Origin of the sequence: Kerstersia sp., from assembly GCF_052103615.1 — a bacterium.
In the GTDB taxonomy this organism is placed as follows: domain Bacteria; phylum Pseudomonadota; class Gammaproteobacteria; order Burkholderiales; family Burkholderiaceae_B; genus Kerstersia.
Genome location: NZ_JBQEKA010000065.1, coordinates 1 through 17,219, shown reverse-complemented (window position 1 = coordinate 17,219; position 17,219 = coordinate 1). Strand labels below are relative to the sequence as shown.

The 17,219-nt window shown below is 61.0% G+C and carries 20 protein-coding genes and 2 tRNA genes; 15 read left to right on the top strand and 7 right to left on the bottom strand.

Features of this window, described 5'->3' with window-relative positions:
* A partial coding sequence (locus tag ACTJGZ_RS12295) for an electron transfer flavoprotein-ubiquinone oxidoreductase (RefSeq protein ID WP_441663207.1) occupies positions 1 to 1,641 on the top strand: 1,641 nt, incomplete at its 5' end.
* A 19-nt stretch (positions 1,642 to 1,660) separates the two neighbouring features.
* Here ACTJGZ_RS12295 and ACTJGZ_RS12290 read toward each other — a convergent pair.
* Positions 1,661 to 2,455 carry an AraC family transcriptional regulator gene (locus ACTJGZ_RS12290; protein WP_441663206.1) on the bottom strand — a complete coding sequence of 265 codons (795 nt, stop codon included), beginning with the start codon at positions 2,453 to 2,455 and terminating at the stop codon, positions 1,661 to 1,663.
* An 89-nt stretch (positions 2,456 to 2,544) separates the two neighbouring features.
* On the opposite strand from ACTJGZ_RS12290, the gene ACTJGZ_RS12285 reads away from it, so the two are divergent.
* Both ACTJGZ_RS12285 and ACTJGZ_RS12280 read left to right on the top strand, forming a co-directional pair.
* Positions 2,545 to 3,753 (top strand): MFS transporter, encoded by a 1,209-nt coding sequence (locus ACTJGZ_RS12285; protein WP_441663205.1) that lies wholly within the window; start codon positions 2,545 to 2,547, stop codon positions 3,751 to 3,753.
* A 55-nt stretch (positions 3,754 to 3,808) separates the two neighbouring features.
* Positions 3,809 to 4,537, top strand: coding sequence for a CBS domain-containing protein (locus ACTJGZ_RS12280; RefSeq protein ID WP_441663204.1), 729 nt, complete (start codon positions 3,809 to 3,811; stop codon positions 4,535 to 4,537).
* Positions 4,538 to 4,559: 22 nt separating this feature from the next.
* Here the strand turns inward: ACTJGZ_RS12280 and ACTJGZ_RS12275 are convergent, their stop codons facing one another.
* The 3 genes from ACTJGZ_RS12275 to ACTJGZ_RS12265 are packed head-to-tail and all read right to left on the bottom strand — an operon-like array spanning position 4,560 to position 6,228.
* Complete coding sequence (locus ACTJGZ_RS12275; protein ID WP_441663203.1) at positions 4,560 to 5,201, bottom strand: NUDIX domain-containing protein; 642 nt, start codon at positions 5,199 to 5,201, stop codon at positions 4,560 to 4,562.
* An 18-nt stretch (positions 5,202 to 5,219) separates the two neighbouring features.
* Positions 5,220 to 5,867 carry a PIN domain-containing protein gene (locus ACTJGZ_RS12270; RefSeq protein ID WP_441663202.1) on the bottom strand — a complete coding sequence of 216 codons (648 nt, stop codon included), beginning with the start codon at positions 5,865 to 5,867 and terminating at the stop codon, positions 5,220 to 5,222.
* A gap of 22 nt (positions 5,868 to 5,889) precedes the next feature.
* Positions 5,890 to 6,228 carry a hypothetical protein gene (locus ACTJGZ_RS12265; protein ID WP_441663201.1) on the bottom strand — a complete coding sequence of 113 codons (339 nt, stop codon included), beginning with the start codon at positions 6,226 to 6,228 and terminating at the stop codon, positions 5,890 to 5,892.
* A gap of 173 nt (positions 6,229 to 6,401) precedes the next feature.
* Between ACTJGZ_RS12265 and ACTJGZ_RS12260 the strand changes: the two genes are divergently transcribed.
* The 3 genes from ACTJGZ_RS12260 (at position 6,402) to ACTJGZ_RS12250 (ending at position 7,567) form a co-directional block, all read left to right on the top strand.
* Positions 6,402 to 6,489: transfer RNA gene (locus ACTJGZ_RS12260), tRNA-Ser, on the top strand.
* Positions 6,490 to 6,648: 159 nt separating this feature from the next.
* Entirely contained in the window at positions 6,649 to 6,945 is a 297-nt protein-coding gene (locus tag ACTJGZ_RS12255; RefSeq protein ID WP_441663200.1) for a hypothetical protein, read from the top strand.
* A 103-nt stretch (positions 6,946 to 7,048) separates the two neighbouring features.
* The gene (locus tag ACTJGZ_RS12250; protein ID WP_441663199.1) at positions 7,049 to 7,567 is read left to right on the top strand and encodes a hypothetical protein; all 519 of its coding nucleotides are present in this window, start codon (positions 7,049 to 7,051) and stop codon (positions 7,565 to 7,567) included.
* 107 nt (positions 7,568 to 7,674) lie between these two features.
* On the opposite strand, the gene ACTJGZ_RS12245 is transcribed toward ACTJGZ_RS12250, so the two are convergent.
* Positions 7,675 to 8,208 carry a DedA family protein gene (locus tag ACTJGZ_RS12245; RefSeq protein WP_441663198.1) on the bottom strand — a complete coding sequence of 178 codons (534 nt, stop codon included), beginning with the start codon at positions 8,206 to 8,208 and terminating at the stop codon, positions 7,675 to 7,677.
* Between the two features lie 36 nt (positions 8,209 to 8,244).
* Positions 8,245 to 8,883: an HAD family hydrolase gene (locus ACTJGZ_RS12240; RefSeq protein ID WP_441663197.1), complete on the bottom strand. Its 639-nt coding sequence runs from the start codon at positions 8,881 to 8,883 to the stop codon at positions 8,245 to 8,247.
* Positions 8,884 to 9,187: 304 nt separating this feature from the next.
* On the opposite strand from ACTJGZ_RS12240, the gene ACTJGZ_RS12235 reads away from it, so the two are divergent.
* Positions 9,188 to 9,391 (top strand): hypothetical protein, encoded by a 204-nt coding sequence (locus ACTJGZ_RS12235; RefSeq protein ID WP_441663196.1) that lies wholly within the window; start codon positions 9,188 to 9,190, stop codon positions 9,389 to 9,391.
* Between the two features lie 191 nt (positions 9,392 to 9,582).
* Here the strand turns inward: ACTJGZ_RS12235 and ACTJGZ_RS12230 are convergent.
* Positions 9,583 to 9,659: transfer RNA gene (locus ACTJGZ_RS12230), tRNA-Val, on the bottom strand.
* Positions 9,660 to 9,966: 307 nt separating this feature from the next.
* On the opposite strand from ACTJGZ_RS12230, the gene ACTJGZ_RS12225 reads away from it, so the two are divergent.
* From ACTJGZ_RS12225 to ptsP, 8 genes are all read left to right on the top strand, one after another.
* Positions 9,967 to 10,350, top strand: coding sequence for an RNA-binding S4 domain-containing protein (locus tag ACTJGZ_RS12225; protein ID WP_441663195.1), 384 nt, complete (start codon positions 9,967 to 9,969; stop codon positions 10,348 to 10,350).
* Positions 10,351 to 10,432: 82 nt separating this feature from the next.
* Positions 10,433 to 10,825 (top strand): YgiW/YdeI family stress tolerance OB fold protein, encoded by a 393-nt coding sequence (locus ACTJGZ_RS12220; protein WP_441663194.1) that lies wholly within the window; start codon positions 10,433 to 10,435, stop codon positions 10,823 to 10,825.
* A gap of 464 nt (positions 10,826 to 11,289) precedes the next feature.
* Positions 11,290 to 13,242, top strand: coding sequence for a threonine--tRNA ligase (gene thrS, locus ACTJGZ_RS12215; protein ID WP_441663193.1), 1,953 nt, complete (start codon positions 11,290 to 11,292; stop codon positions 13,240 to 13,242).
* Positions 13,242 to 13,802 (top strand): translation initiation factor IF-3, encoded by a 561-nt coding sequence (infC, locus tag ACTJGZ_RS12210; RefSeq protein ID WP_441663209.1) that lies wholly within the window; start codon positions 13,242 to 13,244, stop codon positions 13,800 to 13,802. Before thrS ends, infC begins: the two co-directional genes overlap by 1 nt.
* Positions 13,803 to 13,972: 170 nt before the next feature.
* Positions 13,973 to 14,947 carry a glutathione synthase gene (gene gshB / locus ACTJGZ_RS12205; RefSeq protein ID WP_441663192.1) on the top strand — a complete coding sequence of 325 codons (975 nt, stop codon included), beginning with the start codon at positions 13,973 to 13,975 and terminating at the stop codon, positions 14,945 to 14,947.
* Positions 14,948 to 15,343, top strand: coding sequence for a PTS sugar transporter subunit IIA (locus ACTJGZ_RS12200; protein WP_441663191.1), 396 nt, complete (start codon positions 14,948 to 14,950; stop codon positions 15,341 to 15,343).
* Between the two features lie 50 nt (positions 15,344 to 15,393).
* Entirely contained in the window at positions 15,394 to 15,663 is a 270-nt protein-coding gene (locus ACTJGZ_RS12195) for an HPr family phosphocarrier protein (protein WP_441663190.1), read from the top strand.
* 85 nt (positions 15,664 to 15,748) lie between these two features.
* Positions 15,749 to 17,219 (top strand): phosphoenolpyruvate--protein phosphotransferase (gene ptsP, locus ACTJGZ_RS12190; RefSeq protein ID WP_441663208.1); only part of this gene is annotated, 1,471 nt, incomplete at its 3' end.

Here is a 17,219-nt window from a genome sequence, read left to right as displayed (position 1 = left end):
CAACGCGAATCCATGGAATATGACGTCGTGATCGTCGGTGGCGGGCCTGCGGGCCTGGCAGCAGCGATCCGTCTGAAGCAGCTCGCTGCCGGGTCTGGCGAAGAGTTCAGCGTCTGTGTGCTGGAGAAAGGCGCGGAGCTGGGCGCGCATACGCTGTCGGGCGCCATCATGGATCCGCGGGCGCTCAGCGAGCTGCTGCCGGATTGGCGCGAGCGCGGCGCGCCGCTGGATGTGCCGGTGACGGAAGACCGTTTTCTGTTCCTGACACCCGGCAAGGCGCTGCGCACGCCAGACTGGCTGTTGCCGTCCTGTTTCCACAATGAAGGCAATTACATCGTGCGCCTGGGCTATGTGGTGCGCTGGCTGGGCGAGCAGGCCGAAGCGTTAGGCGTGGATATTTTCCCAGGCTTCGCGGCCGTGGAAGTGCTGTATGACGAGCAGGGCGTGGTGCGCGGCGTGGCGACCGGCGATATGGGCGTGGCCCGCGACGGCAGCCAGACCGCCAATTATCAGCCGGGCATGGAATTGCTGGCGCGCTACACGGTGTTTGCCGAGGGCGCGCGCGGCCAGCTGGGGCGTGAGCTGATCGGGCGTTTCGGGCTGGATGCCGGGCGCGACCCGCAGAGCTACGGCATCGGGATCAAGGAGTTCTGGGAGGTAGATCCCCAGCAATCGCAACCCGGTCTGGCCATTCATACCAGCGGCTGGCCGCTGGACAGCAAGACCTATGGCGGCACCTTTCTGTATCACTTGAATGACAATCAGGTGGCGCTGGGCATGGTGGTGGGGCTGGATTACAGCAACCCCTGGCTTTCGCCTTTCGAGGAGTTCCAGCGCTTCAAGACGCACCCGGCGATCCGGCCCATGCTCGAAGGCGGCAAGCGTTTGGCTTACGGGGCGCGCGCCATTACGGCTGGCGGCCTGCTGTCGCTGCCGCAACTGGATTTCCCGGGCGGCGTGCTGGTGGGCTGTGAGGCCGGTTTCATGAATGCTTCACGGATCAAGGGCAGCCATGCCGCCATCAAATCCGGCATGCTGGCCGCCGAGTCGATTCATGCGGCGCTGGCCGAGGGGCGCGGCCAGGATGCCGTACCGGGCTATGGCCAGGCGTTCGAGGCGTCCTGGCTGCATGAGGAGTTGAACAAGGCGCGCAATTTCAAGCAGTGGTTCAAGAAAGGTTTGCCGGTGGCCAGTGTCATGACGTTTGTGGAGCAAGGCCTGTTCAAGGGCAAGATGCCCTGGACGCTGCACCGCAAGCTGCCGGATCATGCCTGTTTGCGGCCGGCGGCGGAATGCGAGCGTATCGAGTATCCGAAGCCGGACGGCAAGATTACTTTCGACCGGCTGAGTTCGGTGTTTATTTCCAATACCCATCACGATGAGGACGAGCCTGTGCATTTGCGGCTCAAGGATCCGTCCGTGCCGGTTGCGGTGAATCTGGCCCGATACGCAGGGCCGGAGGCGCGTTATTGCCCGGCCGCGGTCTATGAGTTCGTGAAGGATGACGCGGGCGAGGATGCGCTGCGCATCAATGCGCAGAACTGTGTGCATTGCAAGACCTGTGATATCAAGGACCCGACGCAAAATATTGTGTGGGTGGCGCCGCAAGGCGGCGAGGGGCCGGTTTATAACGGCATGTAATCCGCCTGCCCCATGGCTGTCATTGCAAGGCAGCGAAATACTGGGTGGGAGAACTGCCCAGCGCTTTCTTGAACATGGTGATGAAGGCCGTCACCGAGTCATAGCCCAGATTGCCCGCGACGGTTTGCACGGCTTCGCCCGATGCCAGCTGGCGCAGGGCGATGATCAAGTGCCATTGCTGCCGCCAATGGCCGAAGGTGAGCCCGGTTTCCTTATAGACCAGCCGCGCCAGCGTTCTATCGCTCATCGCCAGTTGCCGGGCCCATTGAGCCTGGGTCGTGCGGTCTGCCGGATCCGCGGCAAGCGCGGCGGCAATACGGCGAATTTTCGGGTGGTCAGACATCGGCAAATGCAGCTGCTCCACCGGCGCTGTCGCCAATTGCTCCATGAGAACAGCCACGAAACGCGCTGTCGGCCCATGGCGGGGGTAGTTGGGGTCCTGCATGGCGAGATAGCAAATCATCTCCCGGATGACAGGGCTGATCGCCAGCGTGCAGCATGTATCGGGCAATTGCGCCGCGCTTTCTTCAATGAATAACAGATAAATCCGGGCGTTGTGCGTTGCCCGGTTGCTGTGCGGCATGCCGCCAGGAATCCAGACCGCATGGTGGGGCGGCACCATCCATATCGCCTTGGGCACCTCACAGGTCACACCGCCGTGCAAGGCCAGGATCAGCTGTCCCTTGCGGTGCTGGTGCACGGGCTGCTCCACCTCATTTTGCTCTACCTCCAGGCGCAGCGCGATAGCCGGACGATCGAAGGTGTCCGGATCGAAGTCCTGGACGACCCTGGCCAGGGGAGCGTGGATTGTCATAATTTAGAGATATTTAGTCTAAATTTCTATATTAAAGCAGGCAGGGTGCGGCGTAAATTGGGGGCACTGATAGGAAGACAGGATAAGTCATGAGTGCATTCATAGAACGGCGGCCCGCCGTCAAGATTTCCGTCGTGATCGGAATTCTGCTGATCGCAAGCAATCTGCGGGCTCCTTTTACCGCGCTGCCGCCCGTGTTGCAGCAGATCCAGGAGAGCTTCGGTTTGAGCACGGTGGCAACCGGCGCCTTGACCACATTGCCGCTGCTCGCCTTCGCGCTGCTTTCCCCTTTTAGCGCCTCTTTCGCGCGCAAGTTCGGGCTGGAACGCGCCCTGTTCGGCGCCTTGATTGCCATTGCGGCGGGTATCGCGCTGCGTTCCGCTGGCGCTTCATGGCTGCTGTATCTGGGGACAGCAGCCATTGGCGCGGGGATTGCCATCGGCAATGTCCTGCTGCCCAGCTTGGTTAAGCGCGACTTCGCGCACAACGTTGCCTCTTTGACCGGTGCCTATGCGCTCACGATGGGGGTCGCGGCGGCACTGGGGTCGGCGGCCGTGATTCCGCTTTCGCAGGGGCTGGGCTGGCGTCCGGCGCTCTTGGCTTTCATTGTTCTGCCGTTGGCAGCCATGGCGGTCTGGATGCCCCAGCTGGGAAAGCACCGCGCCCCGGCCGCCAGCCATGCCGCCGCACCGGCGGCTGGGGGCACGGTCTGGCGTTCTGCCTTGGCCTGGCAGGTGACGCTGTTTCTCGGGCTGAATTCCACGATTTACTACGTCATCATCGGCTGGCTGCCCGCCATCCTGGTGGATGCGGGCCTGTCGTCGGCCCAGGCCGGTTCTTTGCACGGCATGCTGCAGCTCGCGACGGCTGTGCCTGGTCTGCTGCTTGGCCCGATTTTGCGGCGTATGCGTGATCAGCGGCTGGCCGCCACCAGCGTTTGCCTGTTCTCTGCGGTGGCGCTGCTCGGCTTTTACGCGCTGCCGCAGTTCGCGTTGATCTGGGCGCTGCTGTTCGGGGTCGGTTCGGGGGCAGGCGTCATCCTGGGGCTCGCCTTTATTGGTTTGCGCACTGCCAATGCGCAGCAGGCCGCCTCACTCTCAGGCATGTCGCAATGCGTCGGTTATCTCCTGGCGTCGCTCGGCCCGATTGCTATGGGCGGCATTCACGACGCGCTGCATGGCTGGTCGGTGCCGCTGGAATTGTCTGCGGCCCTGGCCCTGGGTGCGGCGGTCATGGGGCTGCTGGCAGGGCGCAACTTGACGATCGGATCCCCCGCGGACGGAATGCCTGGGCGTTGATGCCTGCATGGGGTTTTGGGATTCAGTTTTTGGGTTCAGATTAAGGACTACCGCAATGCGTATTTCAGACATCATGACATCGCCAGTCGTGGGCATCGCGCCGACGACTTCCATCACGGAGGCGGCCAGGCTGATGCTGGTCAACCGGATCAGCGGCCTGCCTGTTGTCACGGTCGATCACCAGATCGTAGGCGTGGTGACCGAAGGGGATTTCTTGCGCCGCAGTGAACTAGGCACGGAGAAAAAGCGGCCGCGCTGGCTGCAGTTTGTCCTGAACCCAGGGCGGCAGGCGGCGGAATATATTCATGCCCATGGGCGGCAGGTGCAGGATGTGATGTCGCCTGAGCCCTTGACCATCGCGCCGGAAGCCTCGCTGGAAACAGCGATAGAAACCATGTTGGCGCATAAGATCAAGCGCCTGCTGGTCGTGGACCAGGGGCAATTGGCCGGGATTGTTTCCCGCGCCGATGTCATGCGGGCCATCCTGGCTATTTCAGCCAGCGAGGCCAGCGCGTCAGCGCCCACGAACGCCGGGATTCGCGCAGCGATCGAAGCCGAATTATCGGCGCAGCAGTGGTCCCACTATATTCGTGTCAAAGTGGATAAGGGCACTGTCGAGCTGGTCGGCATGATTTTCGATGAGCCTGACCGGCGCGCGGCGATCGTCGTTGCGGAGAATGTGCCGGGCGTCGTGCAGGTGATAGACGGCCTGGCCCTCGTGGACCCATTGTCAGGGTTCACGATATCGCCTTCTCCCTTTCAAAGGCGCCAGGCACGCTCCTGATTCAGGCACAGCGCTGCCGCTGTCAGAATGCGCTGGGCGCTTGCCAGTTCAAAGGCCATTTGCCTTCCCAGGCATTCTGCAGCCAAAGGGCGCAGCTCAGGGTTTTGGCATCTGTGATCAGGCCGGTGCGGCAGGCATCCAGGAAGTCGGGAATCGGACAGCGGACGACATCCAGAAACTCCCCCTCATCCAGGTGCCGTTCACCGCTTTGCAGGCCGCGCGCGAAGAAGAGGTGGATGATTTCATCGGAATAGCCGATAGCCAAATGCAATTTGCCGGCGTAGGCCCATTCGTCGGCCTGGTAGCCGGTTTCTTCCAGCAGTTCGCGGCGGCCGCAGGTAAAAGGCGCTTCTCCGGCATCCAGCTTGCCGGCAGGGAATTCGATGATGACTTGATCCACGGGGTAGCGGTATTGCCGTTCCAGCAGAATGTGGCCGTCATCGAAGAGCGGTATGACCACGGTGGCGCCTGGATGGACGACATATTCGCGGCTGGCCAGCTTGCCATCGGGCAGGCGCACGGTGTCCTGCCGCAGATGCAGGAAATTGCCTTGATGGATTTCCTGGCGCGCATGCAGAGTTTCGCGCAGATGTTCATCCGCCAGCGCATCCGCATTCAATTGCAGCAGAGGGGGCAAGGCGGAACCAGGGTGGGGGTGGCTCATGGTGTCAGGAAGGTCGCGTCAGGGAAGAGGGGCGGGAGCGGAAGCGGAAGCGCTGTGCGCCGGATCATGTTGCGCTTGCGCCCAGAACAGCTGGCGCAGCAGAAAAAGGCGTTCGCGCCGCAAGGCATGGGCAATAGGTTCCGGCGTGCCGCCAAGATCGGCGGCATCCTGGGCCATGCCTTCAAGCGCAGCCAGCAGGAGGGCAGGCGCGGCATGCCAGCAACGTGCCAGCAAGGTATCCGGCGAAATGGCCTGCATGCCCAGGCGGCGCAGTTCAGAGCGGTTGAAGTCGCGCAGATTCCAGGTGGCGATGACAATATTGGCGCCGGGATGGCGGGCTTGGGCCGCGCGCGCGGCAGCAATCACATGCCAGTCCTTGGGGTCGCTGTAGCGCAATCCGGCCTGCCATTCCTGCAGATTGCCGGAGCAGGCAGAGGGAAAGGCGGTTTGCATACCGAGCCATTCCTGCATCAGCCGTTCCGGGGGAATTGACCAGATGCGGGCGGCATTGCGGCGCCATTCATCGCCGATATATTCGCTCCAGACGGGCTCATACAGGCCCAGGTTGCCGGTACGCAGCAGCAGGCGCCGCAAAATGCCGGGCATCAGCACGCAAGCGTCCAGCACCACATGGCTGGGCGGCGGCAGTGTGGCAGTGGTGTTCATGCGTCAGGGGCCGAGAAAGCGTTTAGTTCAGGTGGGAGGGCAGCGCGATGCCAGGCAGGCGCAGGCTGTACAGCACGGACTGCTGAACGGCGGGCGAGTCGCAGAAAATCACCGCGACGTCGCCGTCGTTCATATTTTCCAGCACTTCCGTCAGCTGTTCCGGGGCCAGTTCCGGGGCATCCAGGCCGCAGACATGAACCTCGCCGCTTTCTTCGAATACCTGGGCCGGCAGAATCTCGGTCACCGCATCCAGGTCCGCTTCGCCGATGACGACATAAATGCGGAAGCTGACACCATTGCTGGAGGTTTCGAGGATCATGCCGCGCTGGCAGGTTCCGGTTTGTTTACTCTGGACAGACATGAAAATCCCGAAAATCGCTCAACCGTCATTCTAGCCTTGAACCGGCACAGGGCTGGACAGTGCCGGGGACGGGCGCAAGGACATACGACGGCGGGACGAAGTCTGCTAGAATCCGGTCTCTTGAAAAAGTTGCAGTGCTGCCGGTTTTCCCGCGCAGGCGGTGCAGCCTTACGGGAAGCGTGGCAGAGTGGTCGATTGCACCGGTCTTGAAAACCGGCAACGGGCAACCGTTCGTGAGTTCGAATCTCACCGCTTCCGCCAGATACCATTCCGGCCCGCTGATTCCATGCGTGAATCAGCGGGTTTTTGGTTTTAGGGGCGACGCTGCCGGGGCTGTCTTCCGGGGCTGTCTTCCGGGGTTGCGATAACCGGTTTCACATCTATTTCATGGCTATTGCCAGCCATCTTTCGGAGAACAGTATGACAGACCAAGAAACTCTCGAATCCCGGCTTTTTGAACTGGAAGAACGGGTGCGGGGGATGCAGATCGGTTTGCAAAACCTGGTTGTGGCGATTTGCGCCAATGGATCCATTGATGTGTCCAGGGTTGCGACTTCCTATAACCGGCTCAATGACAGCATCCGGGAGCGGGTGGCCACAGAAGAAGGCGCCTGCCGGAATGCCATGGATCATATTGGCAAGGTGTTGGAAGCGGCGGGGTCGGTGATCGAACAGGGCTTGCAGGAAGCCCGGGACGCGGGCACGAAATCGCATTGACGCCAGGCCGGGCGCATTTTTCCCGTTTGTGGCGGCTGGCGCTGCCGGTTTGCCAGCGCGCGCCTCGCGGGGGAATGTGCGGTGGTGGCATAGTGGGACCGCAATGACCTCTCCCCTGATTTCTAAGTCTCTTTTGCAAGAAGAGCTCGAGGCTTGTTCCGTTGCGGATTTGCTGTTGCGGCACACTCAAATCCATGAGGCACTTCTTGCGCGTGGCGTGCTGCGCAGCGCGAACAGCCCGACGGGCGACTTGGCTGAATATCTGTTTTGCCGTGCTTTTGGCTGGCAGCAGGCCAAAGCTTCTGAGCGCGGCTTTGATGCGACCGGGGCGGACGGAACGCGTTATCAGATCAAGGGGCGTCAGATTGGGCGCGGCAATGCATCACGCCAGCTTTCCGCTATTCGTGATCTCCAGGGCGGGCATTTTGATGTGCTGGCAGGCGTGCTGTTCGGCGAAGGTTTCAAGGTCTTGAAAGCTGCCTTGATTCCCGTGGCATATGTCATCGGGAAAGCCCGCTTTAGCCCTCATACTCGTAGCAGCATATTCATGTTGCGCGACGAGGTCTGGCAGGCGCCAGGCGTGCGTGATGTGACGGCGGAAATCGAAGCGACCTTGCGCTGACGGGGCGGCTGCCTATTGCCTATCCGGGTCTTTGCCCCGCCAGGCATAAGGCCGTGCGGCTGCCCGTTAGGGCGGAGCGGGATAAGTGTGTGGGCGATTTGCCAGGCTTACAGCAGTTTGAAGCCAGCCCAGCCGGGTAGCAGCAGGGTACAGGTCCACAAAAAGGCCGAGAACCAGTTGGCCAGATGGAAGCGCTGCTGCGGCATTTTGAAGATGCCTGCAATCAGCGGAATGGTTGCCCGCAGCGGGCCGAAGAAGCGGCAAAGCACGATGCTGGCCCAGTCCCAACGGTCGAAAAACCGTTTTGTTCTGATATACAGCGCCTGGCGGCATTGAATCCATCGGGAATTCAGCAAGGCCGGGCCATAGCGCAGGCCCAGCGCATAAGAAATCCAGTCGCCCAGCCCGGCGCCCAGCGAGATGGCCAGCCAGATCGGGATAAACGGAATATCCCCAGCGCCCAGCAGTGCGCCGATGGAAAGCAGCAGGGCGGTGCCGGGGATGACAAGCGCAACAAAAGGCAGGGATTTGAGCAGCGCCAGCACGAAGCTGATCGCGGCGAGCCAATTGCTGTGTTTGGCGCCGAACGCCAGAAGGTTGCTGGAAAAATCCTGCAGGAAGGACAATAGGGAAGCGAACATGGCCGTATTGCGGTCCTGAGGGGTTAGGTTGGGCTGTCAGAGCGCGGGAAGCGTCTTGTGTTTGCCGCGCAGCCAGGGATGCTGCGCTTGCGCCAGCATTTCCTGGTCACCGCGGCTATCACCGTAAGCATACGTGAGTTTGACCTCTGGCGTGCCTAGCCAGTGCGCGAGCCGCCGGACTTTTTCCGGGCCCCAGCAGTTGGGGGTGGCAAGCTCGCCATGGAAAATATCACTGGTATAGGCCAGCTCTGTCGCAAGCACCATGTCAAAACCCGCCGCTTGCGCCCAGGGGCGCAGATAGAGCGAAGGCGAGGCGCTGACCAGAACCAGCTGGTGCCCCCGTTGCCGGTGAGCGTGGATGCGGGCCAGCATGTCGGGGCGGATGAGGCGCGGCAGGCGGGTGGCGGCATATTGCTCGGCGAGGCTGCAGAGCACGCTGCGGGAGCGGCCGCCAAGACAGAAGCCCAGAAAAGCGGTTTTGGTTTGCTGGCGTGAGCGCTGGCCGCAGGCCCATAAGGCGGCGGTCGGGCCGGTGCGCAGGTAGGCGCCGGCCTGAGAGGCCCAGCCTGTTGTGAACCGGGTGAAATCCTTCAGGCTGTCGCGGTCACTGATGGTGCCGTCGAAGTCAAAGGCGGCAATAGGGCGGGCGGTCATCGTGCTTGGCGTGAAAGTCATTTGTGCAGTTCAAGCTATGCGGGTCAGCCTGGGCGGTTCAGCACAGGCGGGGCAGCGGGGCGCGTGCTTGCGCCATTATCCCTCAGGCGCCGCCTGGCAGTCGGGGATGGGCAGGCGGGGATGGGCAGGCAGGGATGCTCTGGCGGTGTGGCTGCGCGCGATGCCGCCGGATTGCCTGTCATTGCGGAGCCAGGGTTTTGCGTTAGCATGACTGAATGGCGCCGGCGTGTGCCGGGGCGGCCCTGATATCTTGCGTGCCCTGGGCGCGCAGACGGGCTTGAGATTCGAGATAAGGAGAGCAGGAATGGCTGAGCAGGGATCACCGCATCATCAGGAAGCGGCGAAGGCAATTGTGCAGGCGGTGCAGGATTTAGGGCACGATATGGATCAGGTGGTGGGCCGAGCGCGCGCGAACCTGATGGGTAACCCCGAAACGGGCGAAGTGCGTCACCCCTACATGACTCAGATCATTACCTTGATCGAAGAGCTGGTGGCTGACACCAAATAGCCTTGGGGTGACGGCCTGAGGAAAAGCAGCCTGAGGAAAAACAGCCTGAGGGAGCCGCCTCTGGCGTGTCTTCTGGCGCGGCCTTGGGCATGCCACCCGCCGCAGAGCGTGCTGGCGGGAAGGCCTCTGCGTATCGGGTAGCCGGACGCAAAAAAGCCACCAGCGAGTGGTGGCTTGATTGGCAGGTATTCTGGTAGGCGGTATTGGATTCGAACCAACGACCTCCACGATGTCAACGTGGCGCTCTAACCAACTGAGCTAACCGCCTGCAAAAAAAAATGATTCTACAACCATTTTTTAACTGCTGTCAACAAAGAATTTTGTGTCGGGTGAAAGTTTTTTCTGCCCTGTTGCTGCTTCTTTGCTGCCCGGAATTGGCGTGCTGTTCGGTGCCTATTTGATGCTGAACAGTGGTGCTGAACCGGAGAAGCGGAATTATATACATATATTTTTGTTTGTGTAAATTTCTCCGCTTTTTTTATGCGGGGGCAGGGATGCCGGGGCTGATGCCTGGGCCAGCGCCGGGCGGCGGCAGGCGGCTATGATGAGGCATCCGCAGCGAGGGTAATGGATCAATGAGCGACAAGGTCAGACTGGATAAATGGCTGTGGGCCGCGCGTTTCTACAAGACGCGCAGCCTGGCTGTGCAGGAAATCGGCAAGGGCAGGGTCGAGGTCAATGGCCAGGCGGCCAAACCGGCACGGGAAATCGGCGCGGGGGACAGGTTGCGGATACGCAAGGAAGATCCGGCCATTGAGGTGGTGGTGCTGTTGCCGGGGGCGCTGCGCGGGCCAGCGGTGGTTGCGCGTACTCTGTATGAGGAAACCCCGGAAAGCATCGCGGCGCGTGAGCGCGCTGCAGAATTGCGGCGGCTGGCGCCCGAGCCGTCACTGGCGCTGGCGGATGGCCGGCCGACGAAGCGGGATAGGCGTTTGATCGAGCGCTTGCGCGGCAAATAAGGCCTGGCGTGAAGCGAATGTTTACAGGTCGGGGCGCTGGCCGGCGGTATCTTTGAGGTGTTTTGCAACCGGAGGTTCTGCCATGCGTATGACTGTTAAGTCTTTTTCAACATTCGTATTCTCCGCCATGACCGGCATGGCGTCTGTTGTGGTCCTGGCGGGGGCGCCCGCGCCCGCTGTGGCCCAGTATGTCGGCCCCGGGGTTGCTGCCGCGCCGGATGTGCGGACGATTCTGGCGCAGCCGCAGGATGATCAATGGGTGACGCTGAAAGGCCATTTGCTGCGCAAAGTCGGCAAAGAGCGGTATGTGTTCTCCGATGGCACGGGTGAGATCCAGGTCGAAATTGATGACAAGGATTTTCCGCGTGTGACGGTCGATGAGAAAACATGGGTGGAGATTTCCGGTGAGGTGGATACCGGCCTGACACGTCCGCCAGAAATCGAGGTGGATGCCATACGCATCGTGCAGGAGTAGATGCAGGGCGCATCCAGGGCGGCGGGGCAGCGATGGGGCGCGGTTTTCCGTGTTTTTTCTCAGGCAGCGGCGCGGCGCAGGAATTTCCAGGCGCGGGAGTGTTGCTTTTGCCCGGATTTTGGCTTGGCAAGGCGCTGTGGCCGAGCATTGCGGCCCGGCCTGGTGCTACAATCGGCATAAGTGATAGGGGTGGCATGTCCATCCGTCCGCCCGCATCTGGGCTCGTGTGTTCAGCAAGCATGCGCGGCAAGATGTGAAAGCGTATTCCCCATCCTGCGATGCAGGTTATCAGCGTGTACTGACATGGCGTTCTCGACGACACGAACTACTACCTATTCTCCGCGTGCAGCCGTGTGCACGCCGGGAGAGTCGTGGTCGCGCTGAAAAGCCGGGATCTACAGGCAATCCACGAACAAGACGCGGCCTACAGGCCGCGTTTTTTATTGCTCAATCAGGAAGATGAAATGGTGCAGATAGTTTTGCCAGACGGCTCACAGCGTGACTTCCCCGCTCCGGTGACGGTCGCCGAAGTCGCGCAATCCATCGGCTCGGGCCTTGCGCGCGCAGCGCTGGCCGGGCGTGTTTCCTATGATGGCAAGCCTTCCACTCTGGTCGATACTTCGCATTTGATCGAGCGTGACGCCCATCTGGCCATCGTGACGGGCAAGGATCCGGATGGCCTGGAAATCCTGCGCCACTCCACGGCTCACCTGATGGCCTATGCGCTGCAAGACTTGTTCCCCGAAGCGCAGGTCACCATTGGTCCGGTCATCGAGAACGGCTTCTACTACGATTTTGCGTATGAGCGTCCGTTCACGCCGGAAGACCTGGAAGCCATCGAAAAACGCATGACCGAACTCGCCCGCAAGGACGAGGTGGTGACGCGCGAAGTCTGGAGCCGCAACGAGGCGCGTGATTTCTTCCTGGGCGTGGGTGAAAAGTACAAGGCCGAGATCATTGATTCGATCCCGGAAAACGAAACGCTGACGATGTACCGCGAGGGCAGTTTCATCGACTTGTGCCGCGGCCCTCACGTGCCTTCGACGGGCAAGCTCAAGGTGTTTAAGCTGATGAAGGTGGCTGGCGCCTACTGGCGCGGCGACAGCAAGAACGAGATGCTGCAGCGTATCTATGGCACGGCCTGGAATACCAAGGAAGAGCAGGACGCCTATCTGAACATGCTCGAAGAGGCCGAAAAGCGCGATCACCGCCGCATCGGCCGCGAGCTGGACTTGTTCCACTTCCAGGAAGAGGGCCCGGGCCTGGTGTTCTGGCATCCCAAGGGCTGGACGCTGTGGCAGCAGGTCGAGCAATATATGCGTCAGGTCTTCCGGGATAACGGGTATCAGGAAGTGAAGGCGCCGCAGATTCTCGATCTGTCGCTGTGGAAAAAAACGGGGCACTGGGATAACTACCGCGAGAACATGTTCACGACGGAGTCCGAGAACCGCGTTTATGGCCTGAAGCCGATGAACTGCCCGGGCCATGTGCAGATTTTCAATTCCAGCCTGCATTCCTACCGCGACCTGCCGTTGCGCTACGGGGAATTCGGCCAGTGCCACCGCAATGAGCCTTCCGGTTCCTTGCACGGCATGATGCGCGTGCGCGGCTTTACGCAGGATGACGGCCATATTTTCTGTACCGAAGACCAATTGCAGGACGAATGCGCAGCCTTCACGGCACTGCTGAAAGACGTCTATGCCGATTTCGGTTTCGACAATGTGCTCTACAAAGTGGCGACGCGCCCGGAAAAACGCATCGGCGACGATGCGGTTTGGGACAAGGCTGAACACGCGCTGATGGAAAGCTTGCGCCGTACCGGTTGCGAGTTTGAAATCTCCCCCGGAGAAGGGGCGTTCTACGGCCCGAAGATCGAATACACGCTGCGTGATGCCATTGGCCGTCATTGGCAGTGCGGCACGATTCAGGTAGATTTCTCCATGCCGGTGCGTCTGGGCGCGGAGTATGTGGATGCCAACGATCAGCGCCGCACGCCGGTCATGCTGCACCGTGCAATCCTGGGTTCGCTGGAGCGCTTTATCGGCATGTTGATCGAAAACCATGCCGGGGCATTGCCCTCCTGGCTGGCGCCGGTGCAGGCCGTTGTGTGTTGTATTTCTGCATCTTCGTCCCCATATGCAGATGAAATCACTCAATCCTTGAAAAAACAAGGATTTAGGGTTGAGTCGGATTTGCGTGGTGAAAAGATCACTTATAAAATCCGCGAACACAGTTTGCAGAAGGTGCCGTACATCCTGGTTGTGGGCGATAAAGAAAGCCAAGCCGGGACTGTCGCGGTCCGCGCGCGCGGGGGCAAAGACCTTGGTGTCATGCCGATAGCGGAGTTTTCCGCCAGGCTCGCCGAAGAGGTCGCCACCCGCCGTGATGACATTCGTACCCAGCAGGAAACTGCTTAATTTTTCTAGGAGTCTTCAACATCGCCACCGAAAAGCCCAATCGCATCAATGGTGAAATCCGTGTTCCCGAGGTGCGTCTGATAGGTCTCGACGGAGAGCAGCTCGGCATTGTTCGCATTGCCGATGCATTCCGCCTGTCCGAAGAGCAAGATGTGGATCTGGTCGAGATCGCGCCCAATGCGTCTCCGCCTGTTTGCCGCCTGATGGATTATGGCAAGTTCCGTTATCAGGAGCAGAAACGCCAGGCCGAAGCGCGTTCCAAGCAAAAGGTCATCCAGGTCAAGGAAGTGAAATTCCGTCCTGGTACCGACGAAGGCGATTACCAGGTGAAGCTGCGCAATTTGCGCCGTTTCATCGAAGATGGTGATAAGGCCAAGGTGACCTTGCGCTTCCGTGGCCGCGAAATGGCGCACCAGGAATTGGGCATGCGGGTGCTGGAACGCATCCGCGACGACATGGGAGAGCTCTGCCAGGTCGAAGCCATGCCCAAGCTCGAAGGGCGCCAGATGGTGATGGTGCTGGCCCCCCGCAAAAAAGCCGCTACCAAGCCTGGCGAGTGATGCGGGATGGCATGGCGTGTCTATGAACGGACGCGCCATGTCGCCAGTGTTTCAAGATGCTGCGCGCCCCTGACCGGTAGCGTGGTTGTATCCTGCGGCTGCCATCAGGCATGGGGCGTGAGCCAGCGCGAATGGACGTGCCGGCCGTAGGAGGCTTTCCAGGAATGTCCATGCGCATTTTGTTCATCGTCGATCCCTTGCCCGGTCTGAAGGCCTACAAGGATAGTTCCGTGGCCATGATGCGTGCGCTAAGCGCACGCGGCCATGAGATCAGCGTCGCCCTGCAGGGCGATTTGTTCATCGAAGGCGGTGCCGTGCTGGCCCGTGCCGAGCCTATCGAGCTATTGGCGAATGCCGATTTGCACGGACAGGATTGGTGGCGGGCGGCAGGCGAGTCGTCCGATATCGCCTTGAGCGATTTCGGTGCCGTGGTCATGCGCAAGGACCCGCCGTTCGATATGGAGTATGTGTACTCCACCCATTTGCTCGACTTTGCCCAGGCGGCGGGCGCCAGGGTGTTCAACCAGGGCGCGGCGATCCGCAATCACCCTGAAAAACTGTCGATTACCGAATTTTCCGCTTTTACCGCGCCCACGCTGGTGACGCGCGATATGGCGCGCCTGCGCGCGTTCCATGCCGAGCATGGCGATGTCGTGGTCAAACCGCTGGACGGGATGGGCGGCATGGGGATTTTTCGCGTGGCGCGGCAAGATCCCAATCTGGGCGCCATTCTTGAAACGCTAACGGATAACGGCACGCGCAGCATTATGGCGCAGCGCTATATCCCTGAGATCGTCAAGGGCGACAAACGCATCCTGATCATTGACGGCGAACCGGTGCCTTATGCGCTGGCGCGTATCCCGCTGGCGGGCGAGTCGCGCGGCAACCTGGCCGCTGGCGGACGCGGGGTGGCCCAGCCGCTGTCGGAGCGAGACCTGGAAATTGCCCGGGCTATCGGCCCGGTGCTGGCGCAGCGCGGCCTGCTGCTGGTGGGGCTGGATGTCATTGGTGATTATGTGACCGAGATCAACGTGACCAGCCCGACCTGCTTTGTTGAAATCACCGAGCAGACGGGTTTCGATGTGGCAGCACGCTTCGCCCAGGCACTGGAAGAAGCCGTGCAAGGTCCTCGGGGAGCGGTCTGAGTGGTGGGCGTCGTGCTGGTGGCGCATGCGCCGTTGGCATCGGCCCTGGCCGCCTGTGCCCGGCATGTGCTGGGCGAGGTGGCCCTGGCCTGCGTGGATGTCGAAGCCGATGCGCCAGTGGAAAGGCTGTTGCAGGAAATTTCGCAGCACATCACTGCGGAAGACAGCGGCGCAGGCGTCATCGTGCTGGTGGATCTGGTTGGCGCGACGCCGTTCAATGTCGCGTTGCGCGCTGCCCAGGCGGCGGTTGAGGCTGGCCGGTCTTGCGAAATTCTGGCAGGCGCCAATGTTCCCATGCTTTTGCGAGTTTTGAATTATCGTGCCAGGCCCTTGGCGGAACTGGCCGAGTGCGGTGCAGCTGGCGCAACGCATGGCGTTGCGGTCTTCAAGCCCTGAGGGGCGCCAGTCTGGCCGTTTCCCGCTTACTTTTCACAGTCTTCAAGTTCATGCCCTCCATAGATATCGTTATCAGCAATCGACTGGGCCTGCATGCGCGGGCGGCTGCCAAGCTCACGCAGCTGGCAGGTAGTTTCAATAGTGAAATATTTATCGCTCGCGAGCAGCGCCGCGTGAATGCCAAGAGTATTATGGGCGTCATGATGCTGGCGGCTGGCAAAGGGATCACCGTAACGATAGATGCCGAAGGCGAAGACGCCGATAAGGCGCTGGCAGATATCAAGGCATTGTTCGATGACAAGTTCGGTGAAGAACAGTAGGCCGGAAGGCTTGCACGAAAGCAGTGTTTTCACCTTGCATGGCCTGGCTGCTGCGCGCGGCTATGCCATCGGCAGGGCGGTTGTCATGGGCGCGGCCACGCTGGAGGTCGCCCACTACCGGATTGCGCCGGAAGATGTGGATGGCGAATGCCATCGGCTGGACCAGGCTTTGCATGCCGTGCGCGAAGAGCTGGAGGGCCTGATCCGCAGTCTGCCGGATGATGCCCCCAAAGAGCTGGCGGCGCTGCTGAATGTGCACGTGCTACTGGTCAGCGACCGCATGCTGTCGGAGCAGACCCGCGGGCTGATAGCCGAACGCCATTACAACGCTGAATGGGCGTTGACGGTGCAAGGGCAGATATTCAATGACCAGTTTGCCGCCATGCAGGATGAATACCTGCGTGAGCGCGGCGCGGATATCCGCCAGGTGATCGAGCGCGTTATCCGCGTGCTGTCTGGCTGGCCGGCTTTGTTCCCGCTGGATGAAGGCCGGGCGGATGCGGAGCCGCTGATCGTCTTTGCCAATGACATTTCACCGGCCGACATGATTCGTCTGCGCGGAGGGCGTTTTGCCGCCTTCGTGACGGATCTTGGCGGGGCCACCTCGCATACGGCGATTGTGGCGCGCAGCCTGGGCGTGCCGGCGGTGGTGGCAGCCAGCCGCGCCAGCGAGCTGGTGCGTGATGGCGATGCCGTGATTGTGGATGGCGCCGACGGCGTCATCATCGTCAATCCGACTGGAATCATTGAGGACGAATACCGTGCCTTGCAGCAGCGTCATGCCGAACAGCGCGCTGCGCTGGGACTGCTGCTCGATGAACCGGCGGTCACGCTGGACGGCGTGTCTATCGTGCTCAATGCGAATATCGAATTGCCCGACGAAGCGCCGCAGGCGCTGGCTGCCGGCGCGGACGGTATCGGCCTGTTCCGTAGCGAATTCCTGTTCATGGGGCGCTCGGAACTGCCCAACGAGGAAGAACAGTACGAGGCCTATATGTCTGTGGCCCGCATGATGGCGGGCCGGCCAGTGACCATACGGACACTGGACCTGGGGGCCGATAAAGAGCTGGATGGCGAGCACAGCGTGGCGCTGAATCCGGCACTGGGGCGGCGCGCGATTCGTTATTGCCTGGCGCGCCCCGATATGTTCGCGACCCAACTGCGCGCGATCTTGCGGGCCTCTGCGCATGGCAATGTGCGCATCATGATTCCCATGGTGTCCAATCTGGCCGAAGTGCGCGCCGTCAAACATGCGCTGACCGAGGTGCGGGCCGAGTTGCGTGAGCGCGGGCTGCCGTTCAGCGATGATATTCCGCTGGGCGCCATGGTTGAAGTGCCTGCCATGGCGTTGGCACTGGAGCCATTTGCCGACGAGCTGGATTTCTTTTCCATCGGCACCAATGACCTGATTCAGTACACCCTGGCCATTGATCGCGGCGACAACGATGTCGCCAATCTGTATGATCCGCTGCATCCGGCCGTCTTGCGCCTGATTGCGCAGGTGATCAATGCAGCGGATCGCTTTGGCAAGCCGGTGGCGGTATGCGGAAATGGCG

Coding starts and splice junctions, on each gene's coding strand:
- ACTJGZ_RS12290 (WP_441663206.1), bottom strand. CDS start 2,455: ATGACAATCCACGCTCCCCTGGCCAGGGTCGTCCAGGACTTCGATCCG.
- ACTJGZ_RS12285 (WP_441663205.1), top strand. CDS start 2,545: ATGAGTGCATTCATAGAACGGCGGCCCGCCGTCAAGATTTCCGTCGTG.
- ACTJGZ_RS12280 (WP_441663204.1), top strand. CDS start 3,809: ATGCGTATTTCAGACATCATGACATCGCCAGTCGTGGGCATCGCGCCG.
- ACTJGZ_RS12275 (WP_441663203.1), bottom strand. CDS start 5,201: ATGAGCCACCCCCACCCTGGTTCCGCCTTGCCCCCTCTGCTGCAATTG.
- ACTJGZ_RS12270 (WP_441663202.1), bottom strand. CDS start 5,867: ATGAACACCACTGCCACACTGCCGCCGCCCAGCCATGTGGTGCTGGAC.
- ACTJGZ_RS12265 (WP_441663201.1), bottom strand. CDS start 6,228: ATGTCTGTCCAGAGTAAACAAACCGGAACCTGCCAGCGCGGCATGATC.
- ACTJGZ_RS12255 (WP_441663200.1), top strand. CDS start 6,649: ATGACAGACCAAGAAACTCTCGAATCCCGGCTTTTTGAACTGGAAGAA.
- ACTJGZ_RS12250 (WP_441663199.1), top strand. CDS start 7,049: ATGACCTCTCCCCTGATTTCTAAGTCTCTTTTGCAAGAAGAGCTCGAG.
- ACTJGZ_RS12245 (WP_441663198.1), bottom strand. CDS start 8,208: ATGTTCGCTTCCCTATTGTCCTTCCTGCAGGATTTTTCCAGCAACCTT.
- ACTJGZ_RS12240 (WP_441663197.1), bottom strand. CDS start 8,883: ATGACTTTCACGCCAAGCACGATGACCGCCCGCCCTATTGCCGCCTTT.
- ACTJGZ_RS12235 (WP_441663196.1), top strand. CDS start 9,188: ATGGCTGAGCAGGGATCACCGCATCATCAGGAAGCGGCGAAGGCAATT.
- ACTJGZ_RS12225 (WP_441663195.1), top strand. CDS start 9,967: ATGAGCGACAAGGTCAGACTGGATAAATGGCTGTGGGCCGCGCGTTTC.
- ACTJGZ_RS12220 (WP_441663194.1), top strand. CDS start 10,433: ATGCGTATGACTGTTAAGTCTTTTTCAACATTCGTATTCTCCGCCATG.
- thrS (WP_441663193.1), top strand. CDS start 11,290: ATGGTGCAGATAGTTTTGCCAGACGGCTCACAGCGTGACTTCCCCGCT.
- gshB (WP_441663192.1), top strand. CDS start 13,973: ATGCGCATTTTGTTCATCGTCGATCCCTTGCCCGGTCTGAAGGCCTAC.
- ACTJGZ_RS12195 (WP_441663190.1), top strand. CDS start 15,394: ATGCCCTCCATAGATATCGTTATCAGCAATCGACTGGGCCTGCATGCG.